Below are 20,936 nucleotides of genomic sequence, written 5' to 3'. Positions count from 1 at the left end.
GGAGCGTGCCGGTGAGCGGCTACTCGCCCGCCAGCGCCTCCGCCAGCGCCCGCAGGTTGGCCCGGCCCCGTCCGTACGAGCACAGGTCGTCCCCGTCCTCGGGGAGCCCGGTGGAGACCCGTACGGCGTCCGGTCGCCGGGTCAGCAGGGAGCCGCGGAGGCGAGCCTGCCAGGGGTGGAGCCCGGCGTCGTTCGTGGCGACGATCAGCGGGGAGCCCTCGGCCCACCGCAGGATCCCGGCGACGAGGGCCGCCGGGTCGGCCGGCTCCCCGGTGACCGCGGTTCCCGAGGCCGTGGGGTCGACGGCACGCAGCTCGGTCAGCAGGTCCTCGCCGCCCCAGTTGAGCGCGGGATGCGGCGGCGGGAACAGGTCGACGACATGGGCGCCGGACACGGGGTGCCGGGCGGGCCTGCTGCGTACGGCCCGGCGGGCGGCCTCCGCTCCGGCCCCGGAGTCCCATGCGGCGACCGTGCCCGGGGCGGCCGGCGTCGCGTACCGCTCGGCGAGCCGGCGGACCCGCCCGGCGGCCTCCCACACGCGCTCGTCGGGCAGCGCTCCGGTGCGCAGCGCGCCGAGTACCGCGTCACGGCAGGCCAGTGTGGTCTCCAGGTCCGGTACGGCGACGATGACCTGGTCGGCTCCCGCGGCGAGGGCGATCCGGGCCCCTGCGGCCTCTCCGTAAAGGTCGGCGATCGCCTTCATCTCCAGCGCGTCGCTGACCAGCACCCCGTCGAAGCCGATCTCGTCGCGGAGCAGATCGCGCAGGATGCGGCGGCTCAGCGTGGCCGGGCGGTTCGGGTCGAGCGCCGGGAACACGACATGCGCACTCATCAGCATCGGAACGCCCGCGGCGACGGCCGCACGGAACGCTTCGAGGTCGGGGAGCAGTTCGTCGTACGGCCGTGGGTCGACGGCGGTGTCGTGGTGACTGTCGGTCACGGTGCCGCCATGGCCGGGGAAGTGCTTGGCGCAGGAGGCGACTCCGCGGGCTTCGGTGGCAGTGATCCACGCGCGCAGGTGGCGCCCGACGAGCGCGGGGTCGGCGCCGAAGGAGCGAGTGCGCACGATCGGGTTGTCCGGGTGGTGCTGGAGGTCGGCGACCGGCGCGTACGAGGCGGTGATGCCGAGGGTGGCGAGGTGTCCGGCGAGCGCGTCGGCGCAGCGGGCGGTCAGATCCGTGTCGTCGACGACGCCGAGCGCGAAGTTGCCGGGGACGTCGGGTGCGCCCGCGCCCACCAGGTGGCCGATGCCGCCGCCCTCGTTGTCGATGCCGACGATCAGGTCGGGGCGTATGGCCCGCAGCTCGTCGGTGAGCCGGCGCACCTGCTCGGCGTCGCGCACGTTGCGGGTGAACAGGATGACTCCGCCGAGCCCCCGGTCGACGAGCCGTTTCAGGGTGGTGGGGACGCTCGCGGTCCCGTCGAAACCGGCGACGAGGCAGCGGTGGGCGGCCTCGTCCAGATCGACGGGCAGCCCGGGACCGTCCAGTGCGGCGGGCAGGGGATGGATCACGTCGACTGTCCTCCGGTCGGATGACGGATCGGATGATGCAAGCCACCAAAAGATAACCCGAAGGTGAATCAATCAACCAGCCCCCTTGACGCAGCGTGTGCGCCGCACCACGCAGGGAGGTGGTCGGGAACGATCTCCTGACGCGGCACTGACGCCCGTCCGTCGGCTCGATAGGGTCCGCGACAGCGGTCAGGACCTGGTCCGGTACGCCTCGAAGCGATGAGGAGTGATGCACGGTGATCCCATCCGCCCCGCGCGTGGAGCTGACGCCCGCCGCCGCCGAGCTGCTGCGCCGACTGCGGGCCGCCCACGGTCCGCTGATGTTCCATCAGTCCGGTGGCTGCTGCGACGGCAGCGCGCCCATGTGCTACCCGGAGGGCGAGTTCCGGACGGGCGACTCCGACGTGCTCCTCGCCTCGCTGGCCGTCGAGGGCGTCGACGAGCCGGTGACGTTCTGGATGTCGCGGAGCCAGTACGAGGTGTGGAGCCACACCCGGCTGATCGTCGACGTGGTGGAGGGGAGGGGCAGTGGTTTCTCGCTGGAGGCACCCGAAGGGGTGCGTTTCCTGACCCGTTCGCGTCTCGTCGGCACGTAGTCGTCGTCACGCCACCTGCTCTGTGGTGAACTCCCTTGTGTCCTGGGCCATTTGAGGAGACAGCGGAGAGAGCAGGGGCAGCGTGAGACGACGCACCGGACGACTCAGAACCGCACTGACGGTTGTAGCGGCATGGAGCGCACTGGCCGGTGCCGCCCTCGCGGGGGCGGCACCGGCCAGTGGCGCGCCGGACGGCGGCCCGCCGGGTTTCCACCGGCTCGCACCCGGCGTGCGCTACACCGAGTTCGACATTCCGGCCGCCAAGGGTGTGGCGCACGCACATGTGCTCAGCGTCGATCTCCGCAATCCGCGGGTGAGTGTGGACCTGCTGCACCCCGGCGTGGTCGCGGCGCGGGCTCCCGTGTCGCGGCTGGCCGACGCACAGGGTGCCGTCGCGGGCGTCAACGGCGACTTCTTCAACATCACCGAGACCCAGCATCCGGGGGTCGAGGCGACCGGCGCGTCCGTCGGTCCCGCGATCGCGGGCGGGCGCACGCTCAAGGCCGCGGTCCCCGACGGCCAGCGCTTCGGCCCCGCCCTGCCGCCCGGTACGAGCACCCGGGACGTACTCGGCGTGGGCACGGACCATCGGGCCCGCCTCGACAGCCTCGCCCTCGACGGCTCGGTCGCCACCACCGAGACGCGGCTGCCGCTCGGCGGGCTCAATCAGTACGCCCTGCCGGTCGGCTCCGTCGGCGCGTTCACCTCGGACTGGGGCACCGTCTCGCGGGTGCGGGCCACCTGCGGGACGGACACCGACCGGGCCGCGCCCTGCAGCACGGACACCCATGAGGTGACCGTCCAGGACGGCCGGGTCGTGTCATCGGCCGACACACCCGGCAACGGACCCATCGCTTCCGGCACCACTGTCCTGGTCGGCCGGGAGGCGGGCGCCCAGCAGTTGCGGAAGCTGTCCCTCGGTGAGCGGGTCACGGTGCGGCACCGGCTGGTGGCAGCCGCGTCGAGGATCCCGTACCGGTTCGTGATCGGCGGCTATCCGGTCCTGAGAGGCGGGCAGCCGCTCGCGGGTCTGGACACCACGACCGCGGCGGTACGGACCGCCGCGGGCATCTCGGACGGCGGCCGCCGGCTCCTGCTGCTCGCGCTGGACGGGGCACCCGAGTTCCGCACCGGACTCACCATCGCGGAAGTCGCCGACGCCATGCGGGAGTTGGGTTCCATGGACGCCTTCAGCCTCGACGGCGGCGGTTCGACCACGCTGGCCGCCCGGGAGCCGGGCTCGACGATGGCGACCGTGCGCAACCATCCCAGCGGCGGGGCGGAGAGGCCGGTGCCCAACGGGATCGGCGTGTTCTCGCGGTAGTGATCCGCCCGCCTCACCTCTGCCGCGGGCTCACGGCCTGAGGCTGCTGACGACGTCGGCGGTCGCCGTGAGCCCGCTGTGGATGGTCGGCGCCATGCTCGTGCTCGCGAGATAGAAGCCGAGCAGCACGCAGACCACGGCGTGCGAGAGCTTCAGCGCGCCGTTGCGGAGGAAGACCACCGCAAGGATCAAGAGCAACAGGACCACAGAGATGGAAATGGCCATCGTCAACCTCCTCCGCCACGTCCACACCGCGGCTTTCGGCCGCAAGTGTGGCGTAGCGGGAGGTTCGTCCGGGCGGCTGACGTGTCCGCCGAACGTGTGTTGACTGCGCGTGAAAGCGCTGGGCTACGCCCGTCGGTCGGTGATCGCTGGGCCACGCGCGCTCGTGGACCTACTTGTGGGCGTCCAGGAACGCTTCGAGGCCCGCGAGGTCGTCGGTGTTGACGTAGTCGGCGTCGGCGGCGAGGAGTTCGCCCCAGACCGCGTCACGGGCGGGCCCCGCCAGATCCGGGGTGGCCCAGAAGCGGACCTTCTGCCCGCGGGAGTGCGCCGCAGCGATGATGCCGCGCAGCTTCTGGCGCTCGACCTCGGGGAAGGCGCCGACGCCCTGCCAGGTGAAGTTGAGCGTCCAGTTGTCGCTGATCAGCGGGATGAAGGAGGCGGGGGCCGGCACGGGGGCCAGGAGGTCGAGGAGGCGGCCGTCGTAGAAGGCCCGCCGCACGGTCTGGGCCTCCATCGGGACACGGGCCGCGCGGTCGCCGGAGACCACGGCCGTCACCGCGCCTGGGAGGACCCGGCCATGCGCGTACGTCGTGAACAGGTGCCGGTAGCGGCGCAGTTGGCGGTCGAGCTCCTGGTATGTGGACGCGCCCTCGGTCTTGATGTCGATGAGCAGCTGGAGCGGCTTGCGCTGCCCCCGGTACACCGAGCCGCGGTTGGCCTTCACACGGGCTGCGAGCGGGGCGAGGTAGAGGGATTCCAGGGTCCGGGTCGGGTCGAGCTCGACCGGGTCGTGGGCGACCAGGAGCTGGTTTCCGACGAGGAAGATGTCCGACTCGACGCTTCCGAAGCGGTGGTCGAGCGCGTCGAGGAGGGGCCGGGGGTGGAGGTAGTCGTTGTGCGCATGGGCGCGCCACAGGGGGCGCGGCCGGTGTCCGCCCTCGGTCGCCTGCGCGTACGCGGGAACGGCGACGCTGCCCGCCACCGCGGCGGCGAGGGTGGTGAGGGCTCTGCGACGGGTGGTGAGGGCCATGTCTGCCTCCCTGAGATGCCGTATGGGCCTCAGCGAGTATCGGTCCTCGCGGGGGTCAAGGAGCAGGGCCGTGCGGGGAGTTGGCCGGACTGCCGCTGTGCGTTCACTTCGGTCGACCGCCTCCGGCGGACGTTCACACCGAGGTCAACTCGGCCCACCCGACCGTCCGGTCGCACCACCGCTCCAGCAGTACCCGGTCGTGCCCGACGGCCAGCAGTCCGGCCCCGCTCTCCCGCCGGTAGGTCTCCACGACGCCGACCAGCGCGGCCGTGGTCGAGGCGTCGAGCATCGCCGTCATCTCGTCGCAGACGAGCCAGCGAGGCCGCAGCGCGAGCGCCCGCGCGAGACAGGCGCGCTGCAGCTGCCCATCGCTGACCTCGTGGGGCCGACGGGCCAGCAGGTCCGATCCGAACCCCACGGTTTCGGCCAACTCCCGTACGCCGTCCACGGTTTGCCCAGTGGCCCGGAGCGGCTCGGCGATCAGGTCCGCGAGCCGCAGCCGGGGGTCCGCCGAGAGGCGTGGCTGCTGGAAGACGATCCCGAAGGCGGTGCGCTGGGCGCGCGGCGCGCGATGGCGCCAGCCGCCGGCCGGCTCGCCGTCCATGACGACCTCGCCGGAGTCGGGCCGGTGCAGCAGCGCGGCGACCCGGGCCAGCGTGGACTTGCCGCACCCGCTGGGTCCCTGGAGCCCGACGGCCTCCCCGGCGCTCAGGCTCGATGACCTCCGAGGTGCCCGCCTGCACCTCGACCTCGACGCCGATCTTCTTGGCGTCGGAGGCGTACGCGAGGGCGTGGTCCTGACGGAGCTTGTCGCCGGAGACGTACCAGAGCGGGAAGCTCGCGCGGACGCCGTCCTTCACGCGGATCCCGTCCTTGCCCGGCTTCCAGCCGGCCGCGTCGAGGACCGTCCGCGCCTTCTTCGGGTCGTACGTCCGCTCGGTGCCCTCGGTGAACCACTCGCTGTCCGTCGGGACGGGTCCGTGGGCCACCTTGCTGGCGCCTTCGAGGATGCCGTCGACCATGGCCTGCCGGTCGACGGCGATGTCGAGGGCGCGGCGCACGGCGGTGTTCCCGGTGACCTTGTTGCCGGTCGGCAGGGTGACCGCGCGGTAGTCGAAGCTCTTGGCCGCGTACGTCTTCTGCCCCGACCCCCGGAAGGCCTTGGCGAGGTTCGGCGGGAGGATCGCGCCGTCGAGGTCGCCGGAGCGCAGCCGGGTGGCGCGTACGTCGTCGTCCTTGATGATCGCCATGGTGAAGCGCTCGATCTTCGGAAGTCCGCCCCAGTAACCGGAGTTGGCCTGCAGGACGAGCTGCTCGCCCTTGGACCACTTGGCCAGCTTGTAGGGCCCGGTGCCGACGGGCTCCGTCCCGAACGAGCCCGTGTTGACGTCCTGGCCGCCGGCTATGCGCTCGGGCACGATGGGCAGCACCGTGCGCTCCGCGAAGGGCGCGTAGGGGTACTTGAGCCGGAAGACGACCGTGTCGTCGCCCTTCGCCTCGACACTCTCGATCGCGTCGAGCTCGCCCTTGGAGGCGTTGTTGGTCTTCTCGTCGAGGATCGTCTCGTAGGTGAAGACGACGTCCTTCGCGGTGAACGGCTCGCCGTCGCTGAACTTCACGCCCTCGCGCAACGCGTAGGTGTACGTGCGCCCGTCGTCGCTCACCTCGGGCAGGGCGGCGGCGAGTGCGGGCTTCAGCTTCAGGTCGGCGTCGTGGGTGAGCAGCCCGTCGAAGATCTTGGAGTTGCCGTCCTTGCCGAAGCCGAGGAGCGGGCTGAGGGTCTCCGGTTCGTAGGCGATGCCGACGACGGCCGAGGTCGCCGCATCCCCGCTCGCCCCCTCACCGGGCGCCGAACACGCGGAGGCGACGGTCGCCAGAGCGGCGGCCGTCGCCAGGGTGCCCATGCCTCGTATCGATCGGGCCCTCATGCCACCCCCACCCCTAATGAACATCAACAGTTATTGCGAACAGTTCGCAATTATGCATGATGGGGGACGTGGGTAAAGCGAAGGCCCGCTCCTGTCCGGGGGGTCGGAGCGGGCCTTCGTGCCGTCGGCGGAAGTGGACCAGGTCGAGGTCAGGGGGCCTGAAGGTCCACCAGACCGGCCAGTGCCTCGCGATGGGCGCCCGCCGTGCCGTACGCGATCGAGTCGGCCTTGGCGCGCTTCAGGTAGAGGTGGACCGGGTGCTCCCAGGTCATGCCGATCCCGCCGTGCAACTGGACCGCCTCCTCGGCGGCATGGACCGCGACGGGCGCGGCGTAGGCCTGGGCGACGGCGACCGCCACGTCGGCGTCAGGGCTCCCGGTGGCCAGCGCGTCGGCGGCGTTGCGGGCCGCGGCGCGCGTGCCCACGACCTCCTGCCACAGCGCGGCGAGCCGGTGCTTGAGCGCCTGGAATCCGCCGACCGGGCGGTTGAACTGCTTGCGCTCCTTCAGGTAGCGGACCGTCTCCGTCAAACACCAGTCGGCGAGGCCGAGTTGCTCGGAGACGAGCAGTCCGGCTCCGGTGCGCAGGGCACGCCGTACGGCCGGTGCGGCGTCCGGGGTGAGGAGGCGCGCCGGGGCCCCGTCGAAGGTGACCGTGGCGACCGGCCGGGTCAGGTCGAGGGAGACCCGCGGGGTGACCGTGACACCGTCGGCACCGGCGTCCACTGCGTACAGGCCGCCGTCGTCCGCCGGCACGAGCAGCACGTCCGCGGCGACCGCGTCCGCGATGCCGGTCAACTCCCCGCGCAGAGTGCCGTCTTCATGGCGTACGGACTTGTAGGGCGCCCCGGGAGCGGCGGACAGCGCCACGGCGAGCGCGCCGATGGTGCGGCCGGACGCGAGGGCGGTGAGCAGTTCGGCGGCCTCGTCGGACCCGCACGCGAGCAGCGCCTCGGTCGCGACGACGGCACTCGTCAGATACGGGACGGGGGCGACCGCGCGGCCCAACTCCTCCACGACGACGGCGACTTCGCGGTGCGTGGCACCCTGGCCGCCCTGTGCCTCGGGGACGAGGAGGCCCGCCAGGCCCATGCCGTCCGAGAGTGCCTTCCACAGCTCTGGGTCGTGCGGCCGGTCCGACTCCGTGCGGGCGATGACTCCCGGCGCGTCGCAGTGGTCCGTGAGGAGGTCGCGGACGGCGGCGCGCAGCGCCTCTTCCTCTTCCGAGTACAGCAGGTCGGGGGCGCTCATCGGGCGAGGTCCTTCCAGGCGACGTCCTTGTCGGTGCGCGGCTCGGAGGGCAGGCCCAGCACACGTTCGGCGACGATGTTCAGCAGGACCTCACTGGTCCCGCCCTCGATGCTGTTGCCCTTGGAGCGGAGGTAGCGGTAGCCGGCGTCGCGGCCGGTGAAGTCGACGAGTTCGGGACGGCGCATCGTCCAGTCCTCGTACAACAGGCCCTCCTCGACGAGGAGTTCGACCTCCAGGCCGCTGATCTCCTGGTTGAGGCGGGCGAACGCCAGCTTCATGCCGGAGCCCTCGGGGCCCGGCTGGCCCGCGACGAGCTGCTGGCGCAGGCGCTCGCCGGTGAGCCGTGCGACCTCGGCCTCCACCCACAGCGTGAGCAGCCGCTGGTGCAGGTCGTGGGTGCGCAGATCGGGACGCTCGCGCCAGGTCTTGGAGACCGGGCCGATCATGCCGCCCTCGCGCGGGATGCGCATGCCGCCGATGGAGACGCGCTCGTTCATGAGCGTGGTCTGCGCGACCCGCCAGCCGTCGCCGACCTCGCCGAGGCGGTGGGCGTCGGGGATGCGGACGTCGGTGAGGAACACCTCGTTGAACTCGGCCTCACCGGTGATCTGGCGCAGCGGCCGCACCTCGACACCGGGGTCGGTCATGTCGCAGATGAAGTACGTGATGCCGCGGTGCTTGGGCGCGTCCGGGTCGGTACGGGCGATGAGGATGGCCCAGCGGGCGAGGTGGGCGCTGGACGTCCACACCTTCTGGCCGTTGACCACCCAGTTGTCGCCGTCACGCACCGCACGCGTGCCCAGCGCGGCCAGGTCGGAGCCCGCGCCCGGCTCGCTGAACAGCTGGCACCAGACCTCCTCGCCGACCCAGAGAGGCCTGAGGAAGCGGCTCTTCTGCTCCTCGGTGCCGTAGCCGAGGACCGTCGGCGCGGCCATGCCGAGGCCGATGCCGATGCGCCGCGGGTCGTTGTCGGGCGCGCCCGCGGCCTCCAACTCGGCGTCCACGACGGCCTGGAGGGAACGCGGCGCACCGAGTCCGCCGAGGCCCTGCGGGTAGTGCACCCAGGCGAGTCCGGCGTCGAATCGGGCCTTGAGGAAGTCCACCCGGTCGGTGCCGGCTACCGGGTGCGTGGCCAGCAACTCCTGGGTGCGGCGGCGCAGTTCGGCGGCGTCGATCGCCCCGCTCCCGCCCGCTGCGTCGGTCATGCGACGGCTCCGTTCTCGTCGAGGGAGGGCACCACGGCGACACGGCCGGTGGTGACGCCGTCGGCGACGCGCTGCACCGCGGCGGCGGCCCCGCTGAGCGGCACGCGCTCACTGACGAGCGGCTTGATCCCGCCGCGGGCGGCCAGCTCGGTCAGCTCCTCGTGGCAGCGCAGGACCAGCTTCGGGTCCTTGGTGTTGTAGAGGCCCCAGTGCAGGCCCAGGATCGAGTAGTTCTTCACCAGCGCGTGGTTGAGGCCCGGGCTCGGGATGCTGCCGCTCGCGAAGCCCACGACCACGATGCGGCCCTCGAAGGCCACGACCTTGGTGGACTGCGTGTAGGCGTCGCCACCGACCGGGTCGTAGATCACGTCGGCGCCCCGGCCTCCGGTGGCCTCCTTCACGGCGGCGACGACGTCCTCGGCACGCCGGTCCACGACGACGTCACAGCCCAGCTCACGGGCGACGGCCGCCTTGTCGGCGCCGCCCACGACGCCGATGACCTTGGCGCCCGCGGCCTTCCCGAGCTGCACGGCCGCGCTGCCGACCCCTCCTGCGGCAGCGTGGACGAGCAGCGTCTCTCCGGCCTCCAGACGAGCCCGCCGGTGCAGCCCGAACCAGCCCGTCTGGTAGCCGATGTGCAGCGCGGCCGCCTCGGCGTCGTCCAGCGCGTCGGGTGCAGGCAGGAGAGCGGCGGCGTCCGCGACGGCGTACTCGGCGAAGCCGCCGTACGGCAGCGCCGGGTTGGCGATGACGCGCCGCCCGTCCTCGGTCTCGCCGCAGATCTCCACGCCCGGCGTGAACGGCAGGGGCGGCCTGACCTGGTACTGCCCGCGGCACATCAGCGCGTCCGGGAAGTTGATGTTCGCGGCGCGCACCTTGAGCAGGACCTGGCCGTCACCGGACGTGGGCCGCTCCACGTCCTCAAGCCGCATCACCTCGCTCGGCTCGCCGATCTCGTGCACTTGCCATGCCTGCATGCCGGGCCTCCACGGGACTGCTTTGTCTGACCGGGTTCGATTGCATACTAAGCGGTCGCTTGCCCATCAGGGAACAGTCGGCACCTGTCGGTGTCAGTCGTCTTCGCCACGCTTCTTCGGGCGCGCCCGTACGTGCATTCGCTCCCCCTGCCGCCCGAAGAGACTCAGGAACTCCACCGGCCCCTCCCCCGTCGACCCGAACCAGTGGGGCACACGCGTGTCGAACTCGGCGGCCTCCCCCGGGCCGAGGACGACGTCGTGCTCGCCGAGCACCAGGCGCAGCCGCCCGGAGAGGACGTACAGCCACTCATAACCCTCGTGCGTCCGCGGGTCCGGCTCCTGCTTCCGCCGCGGTTCCAGCACCTTGTAGGCCTGGAGACCGCCGGGCTGGCGGGTGAGCGGCCAGTGCGTACGGCCGTGCATGACGATGGGCTTCGCCGCGCGGATGCGGGGGTCGCCCACCTCCGGGGCCCCGACAAGTTCGTCGAGGGGCACCTGGTGGGCACGGGCGATGGGCAGCAGAAGCTCGAGACTGGGTTTGCGCAGCCCGGACTCCAGGCGGGACAGGGTGCTCACGGAGATTCCGGTGGCGGAGGACAGACCCGCCAGGGTGGCTCCCCGCTCCTTGCGGATGCGGCGCAGTCGCGGTCCGACTTCGGCGAGGACGCCATCAGTGTCGGTATCGGTGTCTGCGCCGGTGCCGGTGCCGGTGCTGGTGTCCGTGCCGGTGCCGGTGCTGATGTCCGTGCCGGTCCCCTCGTGCTTCTTGTGCTCGTCGCGCTCGCTCATCTCTTCATTGCAGTTTCGGCAAAGATGTTTGTCAATACGGCAGGAGGTGAGCGACCTTCTCAGTGGAGGTGGTCACCATGACCGAGAGGTACGAAGTGGTCGTCGTCGGAGGCGGCGCGGCCGGACTGTCCGCCGCGCTCGTCCTGGGACGCGCACGACGGAGTGTGCTCGTGATCGACACGGGCGAGCCGCGCAACGCGCCCGCCGCGCACATGCAGGGCTATCTGTCGCGGGACGGCATGTCGCCGATGGAGTTCCTCGCCGTGGGACGCGAGGAGATCACGCGCTACGGCGTCGAACTCGTCCGGGACCGGGCGGTGGACGTGGCCAAGGACGCGGACGGGGAGTTCGACGTGACGCTCGAAGGCGGGCGCACGGTGCACGGGCGCCGACTGGTCGTCGCCACCGGCCTCGCGGACGAACTGCCCAAGGTGCCGGGTGTCGCCGAGCGCTTCGGGCGGGACGTGCTGCACTGCCCGTACTGCCATGGCTGGGAGGTACGGGACCAGGCCTTCGGCGTGCTCGCCACGACCCCCATGGGCGTCCACCAGGCGCTGATGGTCTCCCAGTGGTCGAAGGACGTGACCCTCTTCCTGCACACGGTCGCCGAGGACGAACTCGCGGACGAGGATCTGCGCAGGCTCGCCGCGGCCGGGGTCGACGTGGTGCCCGGCGAGGTCGCCGGGCTGGTCGTCGAGGACGACCGGCTCACCGGGATCCGGCTCGCGGACGGCACGACGCACGAGCGCTCGGTCCTGTTCGTCGCACCCCGGGCGATCCCGCGCACCGGCCTCCTGGAGCGGCTCGGCGCCGAACTGCAGGAGACACCGTTCGGCACGTACGCCGTGGTCGACCCGACGGGTCTGACCAGCGTGCCCGGCGTCTGGGCGGCGGGCAACGCGATCGGTTTCGGCGAGCAGGTGGTGAACGCGGCGAGCGGCGGCTACCGGGCAGGAGCCACGATCAACGGCGAACTGCTCTTCACGGACCTCGACGCGGCCGTGGGGGCGTAGCCCGAGGCAGATCCGCGGACGCGGGCTGGGCGAGCACCGGCCGAAGGGGTGGGCCGGGCGCAGACGTAGGGCGGGCGGACGCGGGCCGAAGACCCTGCCCTGCGGGTGTCCGCCGTGCGGGTGTCCGCCGTGCGGGTGTGGATCGGGCGCCTCCGTTGCACCATGGCTCCATGCTGCTGCACCGGCTCGCCCGTGTGTCCCAGGAGGTCGCCGCCACCTCGGCGCGGTCCCGGAAGACGGCTCTGCTCGCGGAGCTGTTCCGGGACGCCGAGGCGGACGACGTGCCGATCGTCATCCCGTATCTGGCGGGCCGCCTTCCCCAGGGGCGGCTCGGCATCGGCTGGAAGATCCTCGGCACACCCGTCCCGCCCGCCGAGGAACCCACGCTGACCGTGCGGGAGGTGGACGCCCGCCTCACGGATCTCGGCAAGGTCTCCGGCGCCGGCTCCCAGGCCGAACGGGCTCGACTGGTCGGCGAGTTGATGGGTGCGTGCACGGAGCCCGAGCAGCGGTTCCTGCTCGGGCTGATCGGCGGTGAGGTGCGTCAGGGCGCCCTGGATGCCGTCGCCGTGGAGGGCCTCGCCCAGGCGACGGGCGCGCCCTCCGCCGACGTACGGCGGGCGGTGATGCTGGCGGGTTCGCTCCAGACCGTGGCCGAGCGGCTGCTCGCCGACGGACCGGGGGCTCTCACCGAGTTCCGGCTCACCGTCGGCCGTCCCGTCCAGCCGATGCTCGCGCACAGCGCCTCGTCGGTCGCCGAGGCGACCGACAAGCTCGGCGCGTGCGCGGTCGAGGAGAAGCTGGACGGCATCCGCGTCCAGGTCCACCGCGACGGCGACGACGTACGCCTCTACACCCGCACACTGGACGACATCACGGACCGGCTGCCCGAACTCACCTCCGCCGCACGGGAGTTGAAGGGTGAGCACTTCATCCTCGACGGTGAGGTCATCGCGTTCGACGAGGGCGGGCGGCCGCGGTCGTTCCAGGACATCGCTGGCCGCGTTGGCTCCCGCGTGGACGTCGCCACGGCCGCCGAGGCCGTCCCCGTCTCCCCCGTCTTCTTCGACGCGCTCTCCGTGGACGGCCGAGACCTGCTCGACCTGCCGTTCGCGGAGCGCCACACCGAGCTGGCCCGTCTGGTTCCCGAGCCGATGCGCGTACGCCGCACCCTCGTGGCGGACCCGGCGGACGAGCGGGCGCGGGCCGCCGCCGAACAGTTCCTCACCGACACGCTGAAGCGCGGCCACGAGGGCGTCGTACTCAAGGCCCTCGACGCCCCGTACAGCGCGGGCCGCCGCGGTGCCTCCTGGCTGAAGGTCAAACCCGTACACACCCTGGACCTGGTCGTGCTGGCCGCCGAGTGGGGTCACGGGCGGCGCACCGGCAAGCTCTCCAACCTGCATCTGGGTGCCCGCAATCCGGACGGCTCCTTCGCCATGCTGGGCAAGACCTTCAAAGGGCTGACGGACGTGATGCTGGCCTGGCAGACCGAACGGCTCCAGGAACTCGCCGTCGAGGACAACGGCTGGGTCGTGACCGTCCGTCCCGAACTCGTCGTCGAGATCGCGTACGACGGTCTGCAGCGCTCCACTCGCTACCCGGCGGGCGTGACCCTCCGCTTCGCCCGGGTCGTGCGCTACCGCGAGGACAAGACCCCGGCACAGGCCGACACCGTGGAAACCCTGCTCGCCACGCACCCGGAGGTCACCCCGTGACCGCCACCGCGAAACGCAGCGCGGGCCTGCTCCTGTTCCGCCGCACCGACCACGGCGTCGAGGTACTCCTGGGCCACATGGGCGGCCCGTTCTTCTCCCGTCGCGACGCCGGAGCCTGGACCGTACCGAAGGGCGAGTACGAGCCCGACGAACCGGCCTGGGACGCGGCACGCCGAGAGTTCCAGGAGGAACTGGGGCTCCCGCCTCCCGACGGCGACCCCATCCCCCTCGGCGAGGTCACCCAGACCAACCGCAAGGTCGTCACGGTCTGGGCCATCGAGGCGGACCTGGACGTGAAAACGATGATCCCCGGCACATTCACGATGGAATGGCCGCCGGGCTCGGGCCGGGTCCAGGAGTTCCCCGAACTGGACAGAGTGGAATGGCTGAGCCCGGCCCGAGCACGCCCCCTCCTAGTCAAGGCCCAGACAACATTCCTGGACCGCCTCGAAGGGCATACGGGCTAGCTCCAAGGGCACGCGTGCAGTGGAACGCGCCCTTTGGGGGCGCGGGGAACTGCGCGACCAGCCAGATACGGCCCGCGCTTTGAGTACCACACGTTGCGGCACCTCCCACCCAGCGAGAGGGTCGAAGGCACACCCTGCATCAGGAGGTCACAGCCATGCCCATCGCCACCGTGAACCCGGCAACCGGCGAGACGCTCAAGACCTACGACGCCTTGGGCCCCGAGGAGATCGAACACCGGCTCGCGACAGCCGAGGCCGCCTTCCACACCCACCGCACAACCTCGCTCGCGGAGCGCTCAACGCTGATGCACCGCGCCGCCGACCTGCTCGACGAGGACGCGCAGGACATCGCCCGCGTGATGACGACGGAGATGGGCAAGCCGGTCAAGCAGGCCCGCGCGGAGGCCGCCAAGTGCGCGAAGGCGATGCGCTGGTACGCCGATCACGCCGAGAAGCTCCTTGCCGACGAGGAGGGCGACCCGGCCGACGCGCAGGACTCCGGCGCCTCCCGCGTCCTCGTGCGCTACCGCCCGCTCGGCCCGGTCCTGGCGGTCATGCCGTGGAACTTCCCGCTCTGGCAGGTGATCCGCTTCGCCGCGCCCGCGCTGATGGCGGGCAACGTCGGCCTGCTCAAGCACGCCTCGAACGTCCCGCAGACCGCCCTCTACCTGGAGGACCTGTTCCGCCGGGCGGGCTACCCGGAGGGCTGTTTCCAGACCCTCCTCATCGGCTCGGGCGCGGTCGAGGACGTCCTGCGCGACCCGCGGATCAAGGCGGCCACCCTGACCGGCAGCGAACCGGCGGGCCGCGCGGTCGCGTCGGTCGCCGGGGACGAGGTCAAGAAGACGGTCCTGGAGCTCGGCGGCAGCGACCCGTACGTGGTGATGCCGTCGGCGGACGTCGAACGGGCGGCTCAGATCGCCGTGACGGCCCGGGTTCAGAACAACGGGCAGTCGTGCATCGCCGCCAAGCGTTTCATCGTGCACACGGACGTCTTCGACGCCTTCGCCGAGCGCTTCACGGCGGGCATGAAGGCCCTGACGGTGGGCGACCCCCTGGACGAGACCACGGACGTCGGCCCGCTCTCCACCGAACAGGGTCGCGGCGACCTGGAGGAGCTCGTCGACGACGCCGTCGAGAGCGGCGCGACCGTCCTGTGCGGCGGCGAGCGCCCCGACGGGTCCGGCTGGTACTACCCGCCGACCGTCCTCGCCGACATCACCCCTGAGATGCGCATCCACCTGGAGGAGGCCTTCGGACCGGTGGCGACGCTCTACCGCGCCGCCGATCTCGACGAGGCCCTGGCGATCGCCAACGACACGCCGTTCGGGTTGAGTTCCAACGTCTGGACCCGCGACGAGACCGAGATCGACCGTTTCGTACGTGATCTGGAGGCGGGCGGCGTGTACGTCAACGGGATGACGGCGTCCCACCCGTCGTTCCCGTTCGGCGGGGTGAAGCGGTCCGGTTACGGGCGTGAGCTGTCGGGACACGGAATCCGAGAGTTCTGCAACATCACCACCGTATGGCACGGAGCGTGAGCGTTCCGGAGCTACGATCCCCTCTGTGAACCGCGAAGTGACCCTGCCTCTGATCGTCGACGACCGCGGTACCTTGCAGGTTTCCGCGGCCGACGTGAGCAAGCTCCTGCGAACGATGGGTGGTCGGTGGCTGCATCTGGTGGAGGCGGGACAGGATGGGCTCGACGAGGACACCGTCGCCGCGCTCACCATTGAGCTTGCGAAGCTTGCCGACCGGATTGATGTGGCGTGCATCGCGCACAGCAGTGGGAGTGCGTCCGGCTAGGGGTGTCGTTTCTGAGGTCGTCTGAACGCTGCGGGTTCGTTGTGGCTGGTCGCGCCCACGCGGCGGAGCCGCAAATTGATACAGCCCCGCGCCCCTTACGGGGCGATCCGCTGGTCCAGTTCCCACAGTGCGTGCCAGAACTTCGTCTCGTAGGTCTGTAGCAGGCGGCCGTAATGGTGGACGTCGCTCTCGTTCAGCCCCCCGGCGTCGAGGCCTCCCTGCACAGCTGCCAGGGCCCTCTGCTCCAGCTCGGGTGCGGGCTCGGCGAAGAAGTCGAAGAAGCCGCAGGGCTCGTCGTCGAAGCCGTAGTGGCGGCGCAGGGACTCGGCGATCGTGGCGCAATAGCCGCCCCAGGCCGCGAAGTTGGCGCTGAGGGCGAGGACCACCTCGGCCGGTGAGCCGTTGAGGGCCAGCCAGGCGACGTACGCGGGATAGGCCTGGCAGTCGGCGAGGGGCTCGTACGCCGCCTCCCGTGCCGTGTCCACGCCGCAGGCCGCCGCGTACGCCCCGAGCCGGTCCTGGGCCAATGTCTCGCCCTCCGCGAGCATGCCGAAGAAGGCCGCGCACTCGGGACCCGCGGTCGTCCCCGCCGCGGCCGACCGTTCGGCCAGGTGGAGGAAGGCGCGGCGGTCCGCGGCGATGACATGGCGCTGTTCGAGGGCGAGGGCCGCGAGCGTGTCGCGGCGGGCCGCTCCCCGGGCGATCAGCGGGAGGAGCCGGTTGGCGTGGGGGTCGGGGGCGAGCTTTCCGGTGGTGCTCTCCAGCAGTTCCCTGGCCGTCCGCGTCATCGCGTACTCCTTCGGTTCGGCTGACTCGCTGACCCTGCGACCAGGGTGCCACGCCGGCCCCGGGTCCCCGATCTGGAGTAACCCGGCGCGATATCCCCGCCGCGCCGGGTGATCGTGGTGGAACCACCCTTCCGCCGAGGAGAGGGAGTTCCCGGCGGGCGAGAGAAGGCGCAGGCACATGGCGACTTTGTGCAGACCCGCGGTCTCCGTTCCGGAATACGTGATCACGATGGAGGAGACGCTGGAGCTGGCGCGCTCCCGTCACCCCGATCACCCCCAGCTGCCGCTCGCGCTCCGGTTGATCGAGAACACCGGCGTACGCACCCGGCACATCGTGCGGCCCATCGAGGAAACCCTGAAGCACCCGGGCTTCGAGGAGCGCAACAAGGCCTACGAGGCCGAGGCGAAGGCCCGCGTGCCGGCTGTCGTGCAGCGGGCGCTCGAAGAGGCGGGAGTCCTGGCCGCCGACATAGACGTGATCATCTACGTCTCGTGCACGGGCTTCATGATGCCCTCGCTCACGGCCTGGCTGATCAACTCGATGGAGTTCTCCAGCGACACGCGCCAGCTGCCGATAGCGCAGCTCGGTTGTGCCGCCGGGGGCGCGGCGATCAACCGGGCGCACGACTTCTGCACGGCCTATCCCGAGGCCAACGCCCTCATCGTGGCCTGCGAGTTCTGCTCGCTGTGCTACCAGCCGACCGACCTGGGCGTCGGCTCGCTGCTGTGCAACGGCCTCTTCGGGGACGGGATAGCCGCGGCCGTCGTCCGCGGACGCGGCGGCGAGGGCATCCGCCTGGAGCGCAACGGCTCGTACCTGATCCCCAAGACCGAGGACTGGATCATGTACGACGTCCGGGCCACCGGCTTCCACTTCCTGCTGGACAAGCGGGTGCCGACCACGATGGAACCGCTCGCCCCCGCTCTGAAGGACCTGGCGGGCCTGCACGGCTGGGACGCCTCCGACCTGGACTTCTACATCATCCACGCCGGCGGTCCGCGGATCCTCGACGACCTCAGCACGTTCCTCCAAGTGGCACCGGAGGCCTTCCGGTTCAGCCGGGCGACGCTCACCGAGTACGGGAACATCGCCAGCGCCGTCGTCCTGGACGCACTGCGCCGGCTGTTCGACGAGGGCGGCTCCCACCACCAGGCACGCGGACTGCTCGCCGGCTTCGGGCCGGGGATCACGGCCGAGATGGCGCTGGGCCGCTGGCATCGTTCAGACGAAGAAACGGCATGACATGACCATGAGCGAAGAGACGACGGCGACACCCCCGGTACGGCACTGGCCGGCCCTGGACCTCACGGGGGTCGACTTCGACCCCGTCCTGTCCGAGCTGATGCGCGAGGGGCCCATCAACCGGATCCAGCTGCCCAACGGCGAGGGCTGGGCCTGGCTGGTCACGCGCTACGAGGACGTACGGCTGGTCACGAACGACCCGCGGTTCAGCCGCGCGGAGGTGATCGGCCGCGAAGTCACCCGGCTCGCACCGCACTTCATCCCGCAGGCGAGCGCGATGAACTTCGTCGACAAGCCCGACCACGGCAGGCTGCGCAGGGCGGTGAACGCCGCGTTCACGACCCGCGGCATCGAGCGGCTGCGCGACGGCGCCCAGAAGACGCTTGAGGGGATGGTGGACGAGATGCTGCGGGACGGACCGCCCGCCGACCTCATCGACCGTGTCCTGGCCCCGTTCCCTATCACCGTCATCTGCGAGCTCATGGGCGTCCCGGCCACCGACCGGCACACGCTCCACACGTGGACGCAGGCGATCCTCTCCTCCTCCCAGGGGGCGAAGGTCAGCGAGCAGGCCAAGCGGGACATGGAGGCGTACTTCGCCAAGCTGATCGCCGAGCGCCGCGGCGCGACCGGCGAGGACGTGACCTCGCTGCTGGGCGCGGCGGTGGGCCGGGGGGACATCACCGAGGAGGAGGCGATGGCGCTCGCCGGCCCGATCCAGATCGGCGGCGAGGCCGTCACGAACAACACGGGCCAGATGCTCTACGTCCTCCTCACCCGGCCCGCCCTCTTCGACCGGCTCCGCGACGAGCCGGAGCTGCGCCCGCAGGCGATCGACGAACTGCACCGGTACATCCCGCACCGCAACGCCGTCGGCCTGTCCCGCATCGCCACGGAGGACGTGGTGCTCAGAGGCGTACGGATCAGCAAGGGCGACCCGATCTACGTCTCCTACCTGGCCGCCAACCGCGACCCGGAGGTCTTCCCGGACCCCGACCGGATCGACTTCGAGCGCGGCTCCAACCCGCATCTGGCGTTCGGGCACGGTCCGCACTACTGCGTGGGCGGCATGCTGGCCCGCATGGAGCAGGAGCTGATCGTGAACACGCTCCTCGACCGGATCCCGACGCTGCGTCTGTCGGTCTCGGAGGACGAGGTGCCGTGGCGGCGCGGCGCGCTGATCCGCGGGCCCGAGGCCCTGCCCGTCACCTGGTGACCGCCCTCACGCCGCCGCCCGAAGGCCTGCTGGTCCCGCCCGGTCACGGCCGTACGGTCCGTACCCCGGCCCAGCACGTGACCTTCAAGGTGACCGGCACGCACTCCCGGACGGCGTCCAGCTTCGAGGTCGTCGTCCCGCCGGGCTTCGACGTCGGCGCGCACGTCCACTCGCGCAGCGAGGAGCTGTTCTACGTGCTCGAGGGCGAGCTGGACGTGCTCGCCTTCGAGCCCCTCGTCCGCACACCCGACAACTGGCAGCGCTGGCAGTCCGGTTCGGGCAACCAGGTCGTACGGGCGACACCGGGCACGGTGATCGTCGTACCGCCCGGTTGCCCGCATGCGTTCGCCAACCCCACGGGGAATCCGGCCAAAATGTTCTTCCAGGCGTCCCCTCCACCGGATCACGAACGGTACTTCGAGGAGCTGCTGAAGATCCTCGACGGGGGTGGCCCGCCGGACCACGCCGCGATCGAGGAGCTGCGTTCGAGGTACGACATCGAGCAACTCACGCCTTTGAAACACCGCTGATTTTCTGTTGTCGGCACGCTGCGGGTCCATACAGCTAGCGGATCGGCATGCCCGACAGGGTGCGGGCGATCACGAGGCGCTGGATCTCGCTCGTGCCCTCGAAGATCGTGTAGATGGCCGCATCGCGGTGCATCCGCTCGACCGGGTACTCCCGGGTGTACCCGTTGCCGCCCAGGATCTGGATCGCCTGCCCGGTGACCTTCTTGGCCGTCTCGCTGGCGAAGAGCTTCGACATGGAGCCCTCGGCAGATGTGAACTGCTTGCCGTTCACGGCCATCCAGGAAGCGCGCCACACGAGCAGCCGCGCCGCGTCGATGGACGTACGCATATCGGCCAGTTGGAAGGCCACACCCTGGTTGTCGATGATCGGGCGCCCGAACTGCGAACGCGTCTTGGCGTAGTCGAGGGCGACCTCGTACGCGGCCCGGGCTGTGCCGACCGCCATGGCGCCGACGGCCGGGCGGGACGCCTCGAACGTGGCCATCGCCGCGTTCTTCAGCCGCTCGCCGCCGCCGGCCTTCGCCCGCTCACGAGCGCGGGCGAGGCGCTCGTCGAGCTTCTCCTTGCCGCCGAGCAGGCAGGAACCGGGGACGCGTACGTCCTCCAGTACGACCTCGGCGGTGTGCGAGGCGCGGATGCCGTGCTTCTTGAACTTCTGTCCCTGGGACAGACCGGGCGTGTTCGGCGGGATGATGAAGGACGCGTGGCCCTTGGACCCCAGCTCGGAGTCGATCACCGCGACCACGACATGGACGTTGGCTATGCCGCCGTTGGTCGCCCAGGTCTTCGTGCCGTTGAGGATCCACTCGTCCTTGGCCTCGTCGTACACGGCACGCGTACGCATCGAGGCGACGTCGGACCCGGCGTCGGGCTCGGAGGAGCAGAAGGCGGCGACCTTGACGTCGTTGGTATCGCCGTACATCTGGGGGATCCAGGTGCCGATCTGCTCCTCGGTGCCGTTGGCGAGGACGCCCACGGCGGCGAGGCCGGTGCCGACGATGGAGAGGGCTATGCCCGCGTCACCCCAGAACAGCTCCTCCATGGCCATGGGTATGCCGAGGCCGGTGGGGTCGAAGTACTGCTGGGCGTAGAAGTCCAGGGAGTAGATGCCGACCTTCGCGGCCTCCTGGATGACCGGCCAGGGAGTCTCTTCGCGCTCGTCCCATTCGGCGGCCGCGGGGCGGATGACGTCAGCGGCGAACCCGTGGATCCAGTCCCGGACCTCCTTCTGTTCGTCGTTGAGCTCCATGGTGAACTCGGCCATGTCCCCTCCAGCGCTGCACTCACGTGTTACTTGCGGTAACCGTAGCCTGTTACC

At 71.0% G+C, this 20,936-nt stretch carries 20 protein-coding genes and 1 pseudogene; 10 read left to right on the top strand and 11 right to left on the bottom strand.

The annotated features are described in order from the left end of the window. Window positions 1-19 precede the first annotated feature (19 nt). Window positions 20-1,513 carry a glycoside hydrolase family 3 N-terminal domain-containing protein gene (locus tag QF035_RS45805; protein ID WP_373466824.1) on the bottom strand — a complete coding sequence of 498 codons (1,494 nt, stop codon included), beginning with the start codon at window positions 1,511-1,513 and terminating at the stop codon, window positions 20-22. Between the two features lie 239 nt (window positions 1,514-1,752). Between QF035_RS45805 and QF035_RS45800 the strand changes: the two genes are divergently transcribed. Then, window positions 1,753-2,109: a DUF779 domain-containing protein gene (locus QF035_RS45800; protein ID WP_186001443.1), complete on the top strand. Its 357-nt coding sequence runs from the start codon at window positions 1,753-1,755 to the stop codon at window positions 2,107-2,109. An 82-nt stretch (window positions 2,110-2,191) separates the two neighbouring features. Next, a complete protein-coding gene (locus QF035_RS45795; protein WP_307527876.1) occupies window positions 2,192-3,433 on the top strand; it encodes a phosphodiester glycosidase family protein in 1,242 nt (413 codons plus the stop codon). Window positions 3,434-3,463: 30 nt separating this feature from the next. Here the strand turns inward: QF035_RS45795 and QF035_RS45790 are convergent, their stop codons facing one another. From QF035_RS45790 to QF035_RS45755, 8 genes and pseudogenes are all read right to left on the bottom strand, one after another. Beyond that, on the bottom strand, window positions 3,464-3,658 hold the full coding sequence (locus tag QF035_RS45790) for a hypothetical protein (protein ID WP_307527874.1): 195 nt from the start codon (window positions 3,656-3,658) through the stop codon (window positions 3,464-3,466). A gap of 169 nt (window positions 3,659-3,827) precedes the next feature. Then, entirely contained in the window at window positions 3,828-4,688 is an 861-nt protein-coding gene (locus QF035_RS45785) for a phosphatidylinositol-specific phospholipase C/glycerophosphodiester phosphodiesterase family protein (protein ID WP_307527872.1), read from the bottom strand. Between the two features lie 133 nt (window positions 4,689-4,821). Then, entirely contained in the window at window positions 4,822-5,400 is a 579-nt protein-coding gene (locus tag QF035_RS45780) for an ABC transporter ATP-binding protein (protein WP_307531867.1), read from the bottom strand. After that, window positions 5,390-6,616 (bottom strand): annotated as a pseudogene (locus QF035_RS45775) (ABC transporter substrate-binding protein); the annotation flags it as partial. The pseudogene QF035_RS45775 and the gene QF035_RS45780, both read right to left, overlap by 11 nt. Window positions 6,617-6,765: 149 nt before the next feature. After that, the gene (locus QF035_RS45770; protein WP_307527869.1) at window positions 6,766-7,866 is read right to left on the bottom strand and encodes an acyl-CoA dehydrogenase family protein; all 1,101 of its coding nucleotides are present in this window, start codon (window positions 7,864-7,866) and stop codon (window positions 6,766-6,768) included. Continuing rightward, window positions 7,863-9,071: an acyl-CoA dehydrogenase family protein gene (locus tag QF035_RS45765; RefSeq protein ID WP_307527868.1), complete on the bottom strand. Its 1,209-nt coding sequence runs from the start codon at window positions 9,069-9,071 to the stop codon at window positions 7,863-7,865. The genes QF035_RS45770 and QF035_RS45765 overlap by 4 nt, the downstream gene beginning before the upstream one ends. Then, on the bottom strand, window positions 9,068-10,048 hold the full coding sequence (locus QF035_RS45760; RefSeq protein ID WP_307527865.1) for an NADPH:quinone oxidoreductase family protein: 981 nt from the start codon (window positions 10,046-10,048) through the stop codon (window positions 9,068-9,070). The genes QF035_RS45765 and QF035_RS45760 overlap by 4 nt, the downstream gene beginning before the upstream one ends. A gap of 93 nt (window positions 10,049-10,141) precedes the next feature. Continuing rightward, window positions 10,142-10,837, bottom strand: a complete 696-nt coding sequence (locus tag QF035_RS45755; protein WP_307527863.1) for a helix-turn-helix domain-containing protein — start codon at window positions 10,835-10,837, stop codon at window positions 10,142-10,144. 77 nt (window positions 10,838-10,914) lie between these two features. On the opposite strand from QF035_RS45755, the gene QF035_RS45750 reads away from it, so the two are divergent. The 5 genes from QF035_RS45750 (at window position 10,915) to QF035_RS45730 (ending at window position 15,841) form a co-directional block, all read left to right on the top strand. Next, window positions 10,915-11,850 carry an NAD(P)/FAD-dependent oxidoreductase gene (locus QF035_RS45750; protein WP_307527860.1) on the top strand — a complete coding sequence of 312 codons (936 nt, stop codon included), beginning with the start codon at window positions 10,915-10,917 and terminating at the stop codon, window positions 11,848-11,850. A 170-nt stretch (window positions 11,851-12,020) separates the two neighbouring features. Next, the gene (locus tag QF035_RS45745) at window positions 12,021-13,568 is read left to right on the top strand and encodes an ATP-dependent DNA ligase (protein WP_307527858.1); all 1,548 of its coding nucleotides are present in this window, start codon (window positions 12,021-12,023) and stop codon (window positions 13,566-13,568) included. Further along, window positions 13,565-14,035 carry an NUDIX domain-containing protein gene (locus QF035_RS45740; protein WP_307527856.1) on the top strand — a complete coding sequence of 157 codons (471 nt, stop codon included), beginning with the start codon at window positions 13,565-13,567 and terminating at the stop codon, window positions 14,033-14,035. Before QF035_RS45745 ends, QF035_RS45740 begins: the two co-directional genes overlap by 4 nt. Window positions 14,036-14,190: 155 nt before the next feature. After that, window positions 14,191-15,576 carry an NADP-dependent succinic semialdehyde dehydrogenase gene (locus QF035_RS45735; protein ID WP_307527854.1) on the top strand — a complete coding sequence of 462 codons (1,386 nt, stop codon included), beginning with the start codon at window positions 14,191-14,193 and terminating at the stop codon, window positions 15,574-15,576. A gap of 25 nt (window positions 15,577-15,601) precedes the next feature. Next, window positions 15,602-15,841, top strand: coding sequence for a DUF6213 family protein (locus tag QF035_RS45730; protein WP_055617065.1), 240 nt, complete (start codon window positions 15,602-15,604; stop codon window positions 15,839-15,841). Between the two features lie 95 nt (window positions 15,842-15,936). Here the strand turns inward: QF035_RS45730 and QF035_RS45725 are convergent, their stop codons facing one another. Further along, window positions 15,937-16,629 (bottom strand): transcriptional regulator, encoded by a 693-nt coding sequence (locus QF035_RS45725; RefSeq protein ID WP_307527851.1) that lies wholly within the window; start codon window positions 16,627-16,629, stop codon window positions 15,937-15,939. 178 nt (window positions 16,630-16,807) lie between these two features. On the opposite strand from QF035_RS45725, the gene QF035_RS45720 reads away from it, so the two are divergent. The 3 genes from QF035_RS45720 to QF035_RS45710 are packed head-to-tail and all read left to right on the top strand — an operon-like array spanning window position 16,808 to window position 19,618. Continuing rightward, on the top strand, window positions 16,808-17,872 hold the full coding sequence (locus QF035_RS45720) for a type III polyketide synthase (RefSeq protein ID WP_307527849.1): 1,065 nt from the start codon (window positions 16,808-16,810) through the stop codon (window positions 17,870-17,872). A 7-nt stretch (window positions 17,873-17,879) separates the two neighbouring features. Further along, window positions 17,880-19,088, top strand: a complete 1,209-nt coding sequence (locus tag QF035_RS45715) for a cytochrome P450 (RefSeq protein WP_307531865.1) — start codon at window positions 17,880-17,882, stop codon at window positions 19,086-19,088. Continuing rightward, window positions 19,085-19,618: a cupin domain-containing protein gene (locus QF035_RS45710; RefSeq protein WP_307527848.1), complete on the top strand. Its 534-nt coding sequence runs from the start codon at window positions 19,085-19,087 to the stop codon at window positions 19,616-19,618. The genes QF035_RS45715 and QF035_RS45710 overlap by 4 nt, the downstream gene beginning before the upstream one ends. A 34-nt stretch (window positions 19,619-19,652) precedes the next feature. Here QF035_RS45710 and QF035_RS45705 read toward each other — a convergent pair whose 3' ends face one another. Beyond that, complete coding sequence (locus QF035_RS45705) at window positions 19,653-20,882, bottom strand: acyl-CoA dehydrogenase family protein (RefSeq protein WP_307527846.1); 1,230 nt, start codon at window positions 20,880-20,882, stop codon at window positions 19,653-19,655. Window positions 20,883-20,936: the final 54 nt, after the last annotated feature.

This window comes from Streptomyces umbrinus, from assembly GCF_030817415.1.
Classification (GTDB): domain Bacteria; phylum Actinomycetota; class Actinomycetes; order Streptomycetales; family Streptomycetaceae; genus Streptomyces; species Streptomyces umbrinus_A.
This window is presented reverse-complemented; position numbering and strand designations above follow the sequence as displayed.

Coding starts and splice junctions, on each gene's coding strand:
- QF035_RS45790 (WP_307527874.1), bottom strand. CDS start 3,658: ATGGCCATTTCCATCTCTGTGGTCCTGTTGCTCTTGATCCTTGCGGTG.
- QF035_RS45785 (WP_307527872.1), bottom strand. CDS start 4,688: ATGGCCCTCACCACCCGTCGCAGAGCCCTCACCACCCTCGCCGCCGCG.
- QF035_RS45770 (WP_307527869.1), bottom strand. CDS start 7,866: ATGAGCGCCCCCGACCTGCTGTACTCGGAAGAGGAAGAGGCGCTGCGC.
- QF035_RS45765 (WP_307527868.1), bottom strand. CDS start 9,071: ATGACCGACGCAGCGGGCGGGAGCGGGGCGATCGACGCCGCCGAACTG.
- QF035_RS45760 (WP_307527865.1), bottom strand. CDS start 10,048: ATGCAGGCATGGCAAGTGCACGAGATCGGCGAGCCGAGCGAGGTGATG.
- QF035_RS45755 (WP_307527863.1), bottom strand. CDS start 10,837: ATGAGCGAGCGCGACGAGCACAAGAAGCACGAGGGGACCGGCACGGAC.
- QF035_RS45750 (WP_307527860.1), top strand. CDS start 10,915: ATGACCGAGAGGTACGAAGTGGTCGTCGTCGGAGGCGGCGCGGCCGGA.
- QF035_RS45745 (WP_307527858.1), top strand. CDS start 12,021: ATGCTGCTGCACCGGCTCGCCCGTGTGTCCCAGGAGGTCGCCGCCACC.
- QF035_RS45735 (WP_307527854.1), top strand. CDS start 14,191: ATGCCCATCGCCACCGTGAACCCGGCAACCGGCGAGACGCTCAAGACC.
- QF035_RS45725 (WP_307527851.1), bottom strand. CDS start 16,629: ATGACGCGGACGGCCAGGGAACTGCTGGAGAGCACCACCGGAAAGCTC.
- QF035_RS45720 (WP_307527849.1), top strand. CDS start 16,808: ATGGCGACTTTGTGCAGACCCGCGGTCTCCGTTCCGGAATACGTGATC.
- QF035_RS45715 (WP_307531865.1), top strand. CDS start 17,880: ATGAGCGAAGAGACGACGGCGACACCCCCGGTACGGCACTGGCCGGCC.
- QF035_RS45705 (WP_307527846.1), bottom strand. CDS start 20,882: ATGGCCGAGTTCACCATGGAGCTCAACGACGAACAGAAGGAGGTCCGG.